At 60.8% G+C, this 11,739-nt stretch carries 11 protein-coding genes; 3 read left to right on the plus strand and 8 right to left on the minus strand.

Going from position 1 to position 11,739, the window contains the following annotated elements; genetic code table 11:
• Positions 1-152 precede the first annotated feature (152 nt).
• The 5 genes from metG to AC2FLX_RS09760 all read right to left on the minus strand — a co-directional run bounded on the left by metG (position 153) and on the right by AC2FLX_RS09760 (position 5,782).
• On the minus strand, positions 153-1,871 hold the full coding sequence (gene metG, locus AC2FLX_RS09740) for a methionine--tRNA ligase (protein WP_496811346.1): 1,719 nt from the start codon (positions 1,869-1,871) through the stop codon (positions 153-155).
• Between the two features lie 115 nt (positions 1,872-1,986).
• Positions 1,987-3,210 (minus strand): MFS transporter, encoded by a 1,224-nt coding sequence (locus tag AC2FLX_RS09745; protein WP_496811345.1) that lies wholly within the window; start codon positions 3,208-3,210, stop codon positions 1,987-1,989.
• An 81-nt stretch (positions 3,211-3,291) separates the two neighbouring features.
• On the minus strand, positions 3,292-3,891 hold the full coding sequence (locus tag AC2FLX_RS09750) for a YceI family protein (RefSeq protein WP_480748121.1): 600 nt from the start codon (positions 3,889-3,891) through the stop codon (positions 3,292-3,294).
• Positions 3,888-5,102 (minus strand): MFS transporter, encoded by a 1,215-nt coding sequence (locus AC2FLX_RS09755; protein WP_480748122.1) that lies wholly within the window; start codon positions 5,100-5,102, stop codon positions 3,888-3,890. Before AC2FLX_RS09755 ends, AC2FLX_RS09750 begins: the two co-directional genes overlap by 4 nt.
• 59 nt (positions 5,103-5,161) lie before the next feature.
• Entirely contained in the window at positions 5,162-5,782 is a 621-nt protein-coding gene (locus AC2FLX_RS09760; protein ID WP_496744902.1) for an ImuA family protein, read from the minus strand.
• A 191-nt stretch (positions 5,783-5,973) separates the two neighbouring features.
• Here AC2FLX_RS09760 and AC2FLX_RS09765 point away from each other — a divergent pair, with 191 nt between their 5' ends.
• Positions 5,974-6,897: a sulfotransferase domain-containing protein gene (locus AC2FLX_RS09765; RefSeq protein WP_496811362.1), complete on the plus strand. Its 924-nt coding sequence runs from the start codon at positions 5,974-5,976 to the stop codon at positions 6,895-6,897.
• Here AC2FLX_RS09765 and AC2FLX_RS09770 read toward each other — a convergent pair.
• Together AC2FLX_RS09770 and AC2FLX_RS09775 are read right to left on the minus strand one after the other, a co-directional pair.
• Positions 6,873-7,637, minus strand: a complete 765-nt coding sequence (locus AC2FLX_RS09770; RefSeq protein ID WP_480748125.1) for an ArsR/SmtB family transcription factor — start codon at positions 7,635-7,637, stop codon at positions 6,873-6,875. The genes AC2FLX_RS09765 and AC2FLX_RS09770 overlap by 25 nt on opposite strands.
• A 446-nt stretch (positions 7,638-8,083) precedes the next feature.
• On the minus strand, positions 8,084-8,482 hold the full coding sequence (locus AC2FLX_RS09775) for a rhodanese-like domain-containing protein (protein WP_480748126.1): 399 nt from the start codon (positions 8,480-8,482) through the stop codon (positions 8,084-8,086).
• Positions 8,483-8,595: 113 nt separating this feature from the next.
• Between AC2FLX_RS09775 and AC2FLX_RS09780 the strand changes: the two genes are divergently transcribed.
• Entirely contained in the window at positions 8,596-9,642 is a 1,047-nt protein-coding gene (locus AC2FLX_RS09780) for an aldo/keto reductase (RefSeq protein ID WP_496744894.1), read from the plus strand.
• Between the two features lie 17 nt (positions 9,643-9,659).
• Here the strand turns inward: AC2FLX_RS09780 and AC2FLX_RS09785 are convergent, their stop codons facing one another.
• The gene (locus AC2FLX_RS09785) at positions 9,660-10,646 is read right to left on the minus strand and encodes a GlxA family transcriptional regulator (RefSeq protein ID WP_480748128.1); all 987 of its coding nucleotides are present in this window, start codon (positions 10,644-10,646) and stop codon (positions 9,660-9,662) included.
• A 133-nt stretch (positions 10,647-10,779) separates the two neighbouring features.
• Here AC2FLX_RS09785 and bcoG point away from each other — a divergent pair, with 133 nt between their 5' ends.
• Positions 10,780-11,697, plus strand: a complete 918-nt coding sequence (gene bcoG, locus AC2FLX_RS09790; RefSeq protein ID WP_480748430.1) for a 3-dehydrocarnitine:acetyl-CoA trimethylamine transferase BcoG — start codon at positions 10,780-10,782, stop codon at positions 11,695-11,697.
• Positions 11,698-11,739: the final 42 nt, after the last annotated feature.

Raw genomic sequence — 11,739 nt, forward strand, 5'->3', positions numbered from 1 at the left:
CGCGATTTCTCAAGTCAACCTTGCCCGACTGATCATTGAAACGTCAGGGAAAACCGGAATCTTGAGGTTAACGGCACAAAAAAAGGCCCCGGCACAACGCCGGGGCTCTTATCTCGTCCAGATATGTCGAATGAGACCTTCTGCTAGGCCCGTCAGTCGCGCTGGCCCGAAAAACGGGTCTGCCAATCTTCGCGTTGCTCGTCGGTGATCTTGGCGAACAGAACGTCAGGGACAGCGAACTCGTGGCCTGCAGGTAACGCGGTCAATGCCTGCGCCACGTCTTCGGGCCATGTGGTATCCAGCGTGTTCATGGCCGACAGCATCTTGGCGGCGCTGTGCGGAATGAACGGCGCGCTCAGAACCGCGTAGAGGCGGATCAGGTTCAGCCCCATACGCACCTGCGCGGCCGCCTGTTCTGGGTCCTCCTTGAAGGTCGACCAGGGGGCGGCGGCTTGCAGGTATTCGTTGCCTGCCACCCAGATTGCGCGCAATTCCTGCGCCGACTTGCGGACCTCCATCGCTTCCATATGGCCCTCATAGGCCCGCACGCGCGCGGTCAGGTCCGCAATCAACGCCTGTTCGCGCTCGCCATACGTGCCACCTGATGGTACCACTTCGCCAAATTTCGAGCGGCAGAACTTGGTGATGCGGCTGACGAAATTGCCCAGAACATCCGCCAGATCCTTGTTCACCGACGCCTGAAAGTTTTCCCAGGTGAACTCGCTGTCGCTGCTTTCGGGCGCGTGACTCAACAGCCACCAGCGCCAGTAGTCGGCCGGCAGGATCTCCAGCGCCTGATCCATGAATACACCGCGCCCCTGGCTGGTCGAGAACTGACCACCGTCATAGTTCAGATAGTTGAACGATTTCAGGTGATCGACCAGTTTCCACGGCTCGCCACTCCCGAGAATGGTTGCCGGAAAGCTGAGTGTGTGGAAGGGCACGTTGTCCTTGCCCATGAACTGAACATAGCGCACGTCGTCGGCGCCCTTGTCGGTGCGCCACCAGCGCTCCCAGTCGGCATCCGCCCTGCCATTGGCCTCGGCCCATTCACCCGCACAGGCGATATATTCGATGGGCGCGTCGAACCAGACGTAAAAGACCTTGCCCTCCATGCCCGGCCAGTCCGCATCGCCCTTCCTGACCGGAATACCCCAGTCCAGATCGCGGGTGATGCCGCGATCCTGCAGCCCGTCGCCATCATGCAGCCATTTCTTGGCGATCGAGGTGGTCAGCACCGGCCAGTCGGTTTTGCCGTCGATCCACGCGTCCAGCTGATCCTTCATCGCCGACTGGCGCAGATACAGGTGCTTGGTCTCCCGCACCTCCAGATCGGTCGAGCCGGAAATCGCACTGCGCGGTTCGATCAGATCGGTCGGGTCCAGCTGCTTGGTGCAGTTCTCGCACTGGTCGCCGCGTGCGCGCTCATATCCGCAATTGGGGCAGGTGCCCTCGATATAGCGATCAGGCAGGAACCGGCCATCGGCATTGGAATAGACCTGTTTTTCGGTCACCTCGCGGATCAGCCCCGCCTCCGCCAGCTTGCCGGCGAAATGCTGGGTCAGCTTGTGGTTCTGCGGGCTGGAAGAGCGGCCGAAATGATCAAAGCTCAGGCCAAAGCGCTGGGCGATGTCGGATTGAACACCATGCATCTCGGCGCAATACTCCGCAACCGGCTGTCCGGCCTTTGCAGCGGCAAGTTCGGCCGGGGTGCCGTGTTCATCCGTGGCGCACAGGAACATGACCTCATTGCCCCGGCCGCGCTGATAGCGCGCGTAAAGATCGGCAGGCAGTTGCGAGCCGATCAGATTGCCGAGGTGCTTGATCCCGTTGATGTAAGGGATCGCCGAGGTGATGAGAATCCGTGCCATAAGTCGTACCCGCGTATCTGTCTGCGCGACCGTCTAACCCATGTCGCCGCCCAGCAAAAGCCCGCATGGCGCAATGGGCGCGTTTCCTGCCCCCGCTACGGCAACCGGCCTGCGGTCATCCGTCTTCGCGTGACCGTTTCAGCAGGCGACCGACCGTAAACGACGTGCGCGGAGAATAGACATAGTGCGTGCGGTCCTCGGGTGTCGGGCGGGCCCGCATCCGGGTCAGGCCAAATGCAATCAGGAACGCATGACCCAGGGCGACAAATGCAAACAAGGCGCTGGGGCCATAGGCCTCGATCAATGACGACGCCACATAGGGTGCGGCGATTGCGCCCAGGGCATAAAAGAACATAAGCGCAGCCGACAACTCGACACGTTGCTCGGATGTCGCAAAGTCATTCGCGTGCGCGGCCGAAACGGAGAATATCGGAAACGTCGTAAAGCCAAACAGACCGGCGGCAAGCATGACACCCACGGTGCCTGTATCGCTGGCCGCCATCGTGATACCGCAACTGAAAACGGCGGCGACCGAAAGCCAGATCAGAACCCAACGGCGATCGTATTTGTCGGCAAGCCAGCCCATTGGGTATTGCGCCAGCGCTCCACCAAGGACGAACGAGGCCAGGAAAAAGGCGATCTGGTCGACAACCAGGCCAACGCCCTGACCGTAAACCGGGCCGACCATCCGGAACGAAGCCGAGCTCAGCGCCGCCACGATCACCCCTGCCACCGCCAATGGCGAACAGTGCCAGGCCAGCTTGGGCCGCAAACGCGGCGCGTCCGGCGTTTCGGGTTGGGTGGCCTTGGTCAATGTCAGTGGCAACAATGCCGCGCAGCACAGGATCGCCAACAGGTTGTACGAAACATAGGACGCCGGCGGCAACACCGCGATGATCAACTGGGCGCTGAGCGACGCGCTCATATCGACAATGCGATAGATGCCGGTCGCGCGTCCACGCGTTTCGTTGGTGACCTTTGCATTCAGCCAGGCCTCGATCACCGTATAGCTGCCTGCAACACACATGCCCGAGGCGATCCGGAGCATGGCCCAGACATTCGGGTTTTGCGTCAGGGTATGCCCCAGTAACCCCATTGCGCCCATTGCGGTAAAGGCAGCGAAGGCGCGGGAATGGCCGACGCTCCCCATCAGGCGCGGCGCCCACCAGCAGCCAATGAAGAACCCAAAGAAATGGGCCGAACCCAAGAGACCGATCTGCTCGGTCGTGAAGTCAAGCGTCAGCCCGGAAATCGCATCAAGCGGGCCGACACCTCCGGTAGAGAGCTGCAACAGGATGACGGACAGAAAAAGGGCGGCAAAAGAAATGATCGTACGCATGGCCCCCCCAACATGACCACTCGGTTTTGCATTGCACGAAGTTTCTCGACTTTATGGTGTCGGTTTTGAACGATGGGAAGACTAGTTCGCGCGCTTGATTGTCGCTTTTATGTCCAGACTCACAATATCCGTCACCAGTTCAGGAAATCCGTCCGCCCCGAATGCGCTGCGGCTGAGTTGCCCAAGCAACTGGATGCTCAATTCGTCCAGATCGTCGGGTGAACTTCCCGCCTGACGATAAAGGTTTGCCTGCAAGGTCACCGGGCGTGTGACGCCGCGCAGGGTCAGGTTGCCCGTGACCCGCGCCCCGTCCGACAGTCTGCCGCCTTTGCCCAGTTCGATCCTTGTCGAAACGAAACGAATGTCTGGATGTTCGGCCGCATTCAGAACCTGTGTGCTCAGCATGGCATTGCGGGCAAATCCGAACATCGTCTTTGCGCCGGTGACATCGACCGTCACGTCAACCTGGCTGCGTGCGAGATTCTGCAGGTCGATCCGGATGTCGGCGGACCGAACCGGCATGGTTCCGAACTGGTTGGTCCCGGCCATGGTGAAATAGAACCCGACCTCCGATTGGCTTGGTTCCAGATCGTATCGTGTCTGGGCTGCAAAGGCGGCGGTGGGTATCATCAGGGCAGATACTGTGAGCAGAAAACTGCGTCGCGAAAGACGCGGTTTCATGCCAGAACCTCTTGCCGCCGTGGGCGCGAGCGCATCAGCAGCATGATCATGATCACGATGTTCAGCCCGTTCCACGCGATTCCGTTGACAAAGGCCAACTGATAGCTGCCGGTCAGATCGTAGATCCAGCCGGACATCCAGCCGCCCAACGCCATGCCCAGGATCGTGACCATCATCACGAAACCCACGCGCGCGCCCGCTTCGCGCGGCGGCATGTATTCGCGCACGATGAGGGCGTAGCTGGGAACGATGCCGCCCTGCGACAGGCCGAACAACGCGCTGACCAGATAAAGCGAAACCAGCCCGTCGTAGGGCAGGAACAGGAACAGGGCGGTGCATTGCAGGACCGATCCAATCAATAACGTTCGGACGCCGCCCAGCTTGTCGGCGACAAGCCCCGAGATGACGCGGCTGACGACGCCGCCCAACAGCATCAGCGACAGCATCTCGGCACCCACGGCCGGGCCATAGCCCAGCCCGACGCAATAGGCGACGATGTGAACCTGCGGCATCGACATGGCAACGCAGCAGCCGATCCCGGCCAACCCCAGCACATATTGCAGCGCCCGTGGCGACAGCCCCGCGCTCTTGGCGTTGAGGCTTGCGGCACTGGCCGCCGTGTCATGGGCATCCAGCGGCAGCGGTTTGCGCAGCAAAAGCGACAGCGGGATCACCACCACCAACGTGATCCCCGCGAGGTTCAGATAAACCTGCTGCCAGCCGTGCTCGGCCAGGGTGCCGGCCAGCAGGGTGGGCCAGATTGCACCCGACAGATAGTTGCCGCTTGCCACCAGCGCCACCGCAATCCCGCGCCGCCGGATGAACCAGTGCGATATATCGGCGATCAGGGGGCCAAACCCGATGGCTGTGCCCAACCCCAACAGCACATGCACCAGGGCCAGAATCGTCATCGAAGACGCCAGGGTGGCCAGACCATAGCTGATCGCGCTGAGGATGGCGGCTCCGATCAACGCGCGGGTGACGCCCAGCCTGTCGACCAGTTGCCCCAGCCACATATTGCCCAGCGCAAATCCGATCATGGTCAGCGTGTAAGGCAGCGAGGCTTCGGCCCGCCCGGCGCCGAACTGCGCCTCGATATCCGGCATCACCACGATGACGGCCCACATGCCGACATTGGCCACCGTGGCGATGGCCAGCGTGATCAGCAGTCGGAGCCAGGAATACCGGCTGTCGTGGATCGGGTGTGTCATGCGCGCACGCTAAGGAGCACGTGATCGTTTGACCAGTCACAAGTTTTGTTACCGAACGCTCAGCCTGTCGGGGGCTCGGCTCCGATGCGCTCAAGCTTCAGCTCCGCACGCGGTCCGGTCTGCGTGGCCAGCCATGAGACCGGGGGCAGGGCGCGGGCGCGGCGGCGGGTCAGGGTCCAGCGCCGGGTTGTGCCCTGATGTGCGGGGGCCATGTGCCAGCGCGTCTCGATCCCCTGCGCACCGCCCTCGCCGGGGGTCAGCAACAGCCCCAAAGGCGCCCGCCCCATGGCGCCGCCCTGTTCGGCGGCCAGATGCATCCGCCGCACCGGCGTCAGCCCCGGCGCTTCAGGCAGATCGCCGATGACCAGCGGCACCGCGCCACTGCGCAGCGCCTCTTCCATGCACCATAGCAGGTCATCGGCGCGCCCGGGCCGCACGAACAGGAACCGTGCCGGATCGGCGAAGGGCATCATCCCGTCGGGGTTCAGCTGATCGCTCTCCCACGCGGGCGAGATCCATAAAACCGGCCCCTGCATCCGCCCCGCCAGCCACAGGGCAAAGCTGCGCCGGGCCGGGCCGCAGGCCTCGTGCACGCGCGCCAGCGGCAGGGTGATCTGGGGATGCAGGCAAAGCCCCGGCACATCGCGCGCAGGCCTGCGGCTGAGAAGGTGAGTCGGCATGGGAACAGTTTACAGTGTTCCTTGTTTGTTCTCAATCGGGATGATCGTCCCAAAGCGACCTTTTGTTTGCCGGGCAGCCAAGCGCATGTAATCTGGCCCTGTTCCCGGCCGGATTTTCGCATCCCAAAGCGTCAGGAGCGGCAAGATGATGCCAGCACAATCGGATGGCCCGCCGACAGAGAGGTCAAAGAATGAATGATCCCAGCGACAATGCCACCTCCCCGCGCGGAAACCCGTGGATAGACCGTGAAATCCAGAAAAGGATCGGCTGGCGCGACGGGGACGTCGTGATTTCGGTGCCGCCGAAAAGCGGAACCACCTGGACAATGAACATTGTCTATCAGCTGTTCACCGGAGGCACGGCGGAGTTCCGGGACATCTACGAAGAAGTTCCGTGGATCGAACTGCTGGGATATCCCGGCCAGCCACATCAGGAGGTTCTGGAGCGTATCGACGCAATGCCAACCACGCGCCGCCGTGCATTCAAAACGCATTCCGCGCCGCCCAATATCCCCTTCATCGCTCAGGCGGCGGGACGCGACGTGAAATACATCGTGGTCTTTCGCAACCCTGAAGAGGCGCTGGTATCCTTCCGACCGTTCCTCGAAAAATTCTCGGACGACTGGCTCGACCTCTGGCAGCACCCAAGGGGCGCGGTATCCCGCCCGGACTTTCCGTCATTCTATTCCCAGATCATCGACCCGCGCGGAACACAAGGGGCCTTCTTTGGAACACTCGCAGCCTGGTGGCCACTCAGAAACGAGCGCAATGTCCTGCTCATCCACTTTTCCGACATGAAACGGGATCACGAAGGCTCGATCCGAAAAATTTCGGACTTTCTGGGCATCCATCCGAACGAAGATCAATGGTCAGGCATCATGGAATACACATCCTTCGCCTGGATGAAAAAGCACGAAGACAAGTTCGAGGCGCACACCGCCGGCAGGATTCCCATTCTCAAATCAGGTGCCATGATGCGAAAGGGCGAGGTGGGCAAAGCCCGGTCCGATGGCATGACCGATGAAATTTCCGCCCACCTGCGCGCCGTGGGAAACCGCATCTGCCCCGACGTCGCCGCCGTCAACTGGCTTTACAAAGGCGGCGGCATTCCCTGACCGGCAACCTTGGCAGCAGAACCCCGGATCTCGCCCGCAGGCCAAGCCGTTGCCCGCAGGCTCAGGCCGAATTCTACTCTGAACCCGTTACTGCCTTTTGGGGTGATGCTGGTTTTCCCTTGCGCAACATCGCGGCGTATCCAGTCACGCGCGATGAAACTCCGCATGAGTTCAGCACCAAGTGCGCCGCCGAGATGAGGTAGGTTTTCAACCCAATCGGGGCAAAAACTGACACTTCTGCGTGGCCCCCCAAGTACGGCTTGTGCATTCAGCCCAAATTCCACCATCCATTTGATCCCGGCGTCTTCCACCACAGGGCCCGACCCGGACAGCGCCACAAAACCACGCTGCATCAGATTTGCCGCGATGCCACATCCCAAACGCCCCGCTATGTGATCCATGCAAGGCCGGGCATGGACATGAACTTCACGCCAGTCGGGCACGCTCGGTCGGTTTGTCTCGGCGGCACGAACCAGCCCTTCGACGCTCTCCAGCATTTCGGCAACGGTTTCGCTGGCCAACCGAAAAAGGCGGGTTCTGCCTTTCTTGGTGACAGTGACAAGACCCGCCTCCACCAGTTTGGAAAGATGCTCACTGGCCGTGCTGTTCGCGACGCCGGCGATCAAGGCCAATTCTCCGGCGGAAATCGCTTCGTCCGCCTTCAGGGCATACATAAAATTCGCGCGGGCAGGTTCACCCAACAGCGAGCAGATTTCGGCAATCCGGTTAACACCATTCATATTTCGGTCATAACCGAAATATCGTGCCGCAACAAGCTGTATGAATTGGGTGGAACTGAAAGGACCGGACAATGCATTTTGACGATATGGACCTTAAATCGACCTATGGAATGAGCCTTCGACCTCGCGGCCACACGCAAAACCTCAGGCATTCAATTGCTCTGCAGACATATATTCGAAAGCGCCGCGTTCTTGCTGGCTCAGTGCAAACCGACAGGGCAGATGCCGAAATTCGCCACACAACGAGACTTCAGAAACACCTTGGGCAAGCGGTTCAGCCGCTTTCGAAAATCTTCGGCTTTCGCGCCCTTGGATATCAAAATCCGCACGTCGAAAAGCCATGACTCAGCCTTTCCCGAATTCGCCTCCTTCTCTTGCGGATAGTCGGCCCAGTACCAATAATTGGCGTTGGGAGTGAGAACCCTGCAATCATTTCCCGTGAGGCCTCACTCTCTGTTTTCGATTGCGCCGCCCTGTTTCACCCATTCGCTGAATCCGCCTTCCAGATGCATCACGGGGTTCAGCCCCATTTCCTGTGCAACCTTGGCGCTGAGCGCAGATCGCCACGCGCTGGCGCAATAAAAGACATAGGTCTTGTCCTGATTGAAAACCTCCTTGTGATAGGGGCTTTCCGGGTCGATCCAGAATTCCAGCATCCCGCGCGGGCATGAAAACGCGCCGGGGATCTGACCCAGCCGCTGCAACTCGCGGATATCGCGCAGATCGACAAAGACATAGGCCGGATCGTCGTACAGCTCCTTGGCTTGCGCCACCGGCATCGTTTCCACGACCGCATTGGCTTCGGCCAGCAGGGTCTTGATCCCCTTGGTGATATTCTGCGTCATCTCATCCTCCTGCACACCGGCAAAAGCTGGCGGAAATCCGGATCAACCTCAAGGGGCTTGCCCCTCGTGATCGGTCGGTTAGGTTTGCCCGGTGCGAGCAGAGAGGTATCCGGATGAAAATGAACCCGTTGGGCCGTTCTGGGATAAAGGTCAGCGACCTGTGCCTCGGCACCATGACCTTTGGAACCCAGACCCCCGAGGCCGAAGCACATGCGCAAATCGACATGGCCCTGGCCGCAGGTGTGAATTTCATGGACACCGCCGAGATGTATCCAGTCAATCCTGTCACCAAGGAAACCGTTGGCGGCAGCGAGGCGATCATCGGAAACTGGAATGCCGCAAACCCCGGACGCCGAGGAGACTATATCCTGGCCACCAAGCATTCGGGGGCCGGTTTCATGCATGCGCGCGGCGGCGCACCGATCTCGGGACAGACCATTCCCGAGGCGGTCGAAGGCTCGTTGCGACGGCTCAGAACCGACTATATCGACCTCTATCAGTTTCACTGGCCGAACCGGGGCAGCTACATGTTCCGGCAGAACTGGAACTACGACCCCTCGCAACAGGATCGCGCATCCACGGTCGCCAACATGGAGGATTGCCTGGAGGCGCTGCAGCGGCAGGTGGACAAGGGCAACATCCGCGCCTTTGGCCTGTCGAACGAAAGCGCGTGGGGCACCGCGCAGTGGCTCAGGATCGCTGCAGAGCGCGGATTGCCCCGCGTCGCATCTGTACAAAATGAATACTCACTGCTCTGCAGGTTGTACGATACGGACATGTCGGAGCTGAGCGTGAACGAAGACGTGGGCCTGATGGCGTTCTCTCCGCTCGGCGCCGGCTTCCTGACCGGCAAGTACCAGGACGGAGTTGTACCATCCGGATCGCGCATGTCGCTCGTTCCTGAGATGGGCGGCAGAAAATCTCCACGCGTACTCGAAGCCGTGGCGGCCTATCTGAACATCGCGAACCGGCACGGCCTCGATCCGGTTCACATGGCGTTGGCGTGGTGCCGGACAAGGCCTTTCATGATGTCGGCGATTTTCGGCGCCACGACGCTGGTGCAACTCGAACACATTCTGAGCGGCGCTGATCTGATATTGCCTGACGACATTTTGGCCGAGATTTCAAGGGCTCACCGGGCGAATCCGATGCCTTATTAGCCTCGGCCAACCTGCATTCAGTGATGTGTCGGCTGCGCGCGTTCCTGCCGAAGGTCCCGCGCCGACAGCCCGTGCGCAGTGCGAAAGGCGCGGGCAAAGCTGGATTGCGAAGTGAACCCGGTCGCCAGGGCCACGTCCAGCAGAGACATATCGGTATCCGTTACAAGGCGGCGCGCCTCGGCCAGCCGCAAATGCAGATAGTGATCCTGCGGCGTGGTGTCGAGACGCAGGCGGAACTGCTGTTGCAACGTGCGCGGACTTGTACCAAGCGTCGTGGCAATCTCGGCCAGCGCCATAGGTTCGTCCAACGCCGCCTCCATCAACGCATTAGCCTTGGCCGTCAGTGCGTTGTGACGGTGCGGTGTTCCGATTCGACTTTGCGGGCGCGAGGGGCCCGAGGTGCCGTCATAAAGGAACAGGCCAGCGACGCGGGAGGCAAATCGCGCGCCATGGCGTGCGGCAATGATGTGCAGCATCATCTCGATCGCCGGAATGGCCCCGCCCGAGGTCATCCGGTTGCCGGAAATCGCAAAACGATCCGGCAGGACATCGATTTCGGGAAACCGCGATGCGAAGTTCTCGAGGTCTTCCCAGTGGGTCGTAGCGGTGTGGCCGTTCAGCAGGCCGGCCTCGGCCAACAGCCACGGCCCGCCATCGATCCCTGCCATCGCCGCACCGGTCGAGGCGATCCTGCGTAGACCCGCCAAAAGGCTGGGCGTGGCGTGGCGGGCAAGCTGGAACCCGGCCACGACGACCAACAGGTCACACCCCTCAAGGCGCGCCAATGGAATGCCAGGCACCGATAGCGCGCTGGTCAATTGTGCGGGGGCTGGTGTGGCGGTGACATAGTCCCAGTCAAACGCTGGGCGGTCGGCAAGGCGATTGGCCGCCCGCATCGGATCGACGGCGGCGGCAAAGCTGAGCGTGTTGCAGTCATCCAGGACAAGCACCGCCGTCTTCAAAGCGCGATGTTCGGGCTGCAGTATGTTTTTTGCGGATTTCATCAAGTTCGATTCGCATCTTGGCAAGTTGTTTGCACAAGGCTGCGCCAGAGTCGCCTTCGAAAGCAAATCGGAATCCGGGGACAAGCCTGGGGACAACCCGTGGCACAAGCCGGTAAAACTTGGGGAAAACGCAATGCCGCTGGAAATGAACCGCGAAGTCTTCATCACGTGTGCCATCACGGGCTCGGGCGGAACACAGGATCGCAGCCCGCATGTGCCACGTTCACCCAAGCAGATTGCCGACAGCGCGATTGCCGCTGCCAAGGCCGGGGCGGCAGTGGTTCATTGCCACGTGCGCGACCCGGAAACCGGCGCGCCGAGCCGCAAGCTTGAGTTTTACCGCGAGGTCACCGACCGCGTCCGCGACGCCGAGGTTGATGTGGTGCTGAACCTGACCGCCGGCATGGGGGGCGATATCGTCTTTGGCGATGTCGAAAACCCGTTTCCCGTGAACGATTCCGGAACCGATCTGATCGGTGCCAGCGCCCGCGTCGCCCATGTTGCCGAATGCCTGCCCGAGATTTGTACGCTGGATTGCGGTACCATGAACTTTGCCGAGGCAGATTATGTCATGACCAACACGCCCGGCGCGCTGCGTGCCATGGGCAAGATGATGACCGACCTGGGCGTGAAGCCCGAGATCGAGGCTTTTGACACCGGCCATCTTTGGTTTGCCAAGCAACTGGTCAAAGAGGGGGTTCTGGAACCCAACGCTCTGGTCCAACTATGCATGGGCGTACCGTGGGGGGCGCCGGATGATCTGAACACGTTCATGGCGATGGTCAACAATGTGCCGGATGACTGGACATTCTCGGCATTCTCGCTGGGGCGCAACGAGATGGCATATGTTGCAGCAGCCGTTCTGGCAGGCGGCAATGTGCGGGTGGGGCTTGAGGACAACCTGTGGCTGGATAAGGGCGTATTGGCCGAGAACTGGCAGTTGGTCGAGCGCGCTGGCTCGATCATCGAAAATATGGGCGCGCGGGTGATCGGGCCGCAGGAAGTGCGCGAGAAACTGGGGCTGACCAAGCGGGCACCGGTGGCGAAGTAAAGTGTTTGGGCTTCTATTGACGCTGGTATCTCTGGTTTCTTC

The organism is Ruegeria sp. YKSF57 (genome assembly GCF_059612585.1).

Excerpts from the sequence above, each read along its gene's own strand:
- AC2FLX_RS09765 (WP_496811362.1), top strand. The coding sequence starts at position 5,974 with ATGAATGATCCCAGCGACAATGCCACCTCCCCGCGCGGAAACCCGTGG.
- AC2FLX_RS09775 (WP_480748126.1), bottom strand. The coding sequence starts at position 8,482 with ATGACGCAGAATATCACCAAGGGGATCAAGACCCTGCTGGCCGAAGCC.
- AC2FLX_RS09780 (WP_496744894.1), top strand. The coding sequence starts at position 8,596 with ATGAAAATGAACCCGTTGGGCCGTTCTGGGATAAAGGTCAGCGACCTG.
- AC2FLX_RS09785 (WP_480748128.1), bottom strand. The coding sequence starts at position 10,646 with ATGAAATCCGCAAAAAACATACTGCAGCCCGAACATCGCGCTTTGAAG.
- AC2FLX_RS09750 (WP_480748121.1), bottom strand. The coding sequence starts at position 3,891 with ATGAAACCGCGTCTTTCGCGACGCAGTTTTCTGCTCACAGTATCTGCC.
- bcoG (WP_480748430.1), top strand. The coding sequence starts at position 10,780 with ATGCCGCTGGAAATGAACCGCGAAGTCTTCATCACGTGTGCCATCACG.
- AC2FLX_RS09770 (WP_480748125.1), bottom strand. The coding sequence starts at position 7,637 with ATGAATGGTGTTAACCGGATTGCCGAAATCTGCTCGCTGTTGGGTGAA.
- AC2FLX_RS09760 (WP_496744902.1), bottom strand. The coding sequence starts at position 5,782 with ATGCCGACTCACCTTCTCAGCCGCAGGCCTGCGCGCGATGTGCCGGGG.
- AC2FLX_RS09755 (WP_480748122.1), bottom strand. The coding sequence starts at position 5,102 with ATGACACACCCGATCCACGACAGCCGGTATTCCTGGCTCCGACTGCTG.
- AC2FLX_RS09745 (WP_496811345.1), bottom strand. The coding sequence starts at position 3,210 with ATGCGTACGATCATTTCTTTTGCCGCCCTTTTTCTGTCCGTCATCCTG.
- metG (WP_496811346.1), bottom strand. The coding sequence starts at position 1,871 with ATGGCACGGATTCTCATCACCTCGGCGATCCCTTACATCAACGGGATC.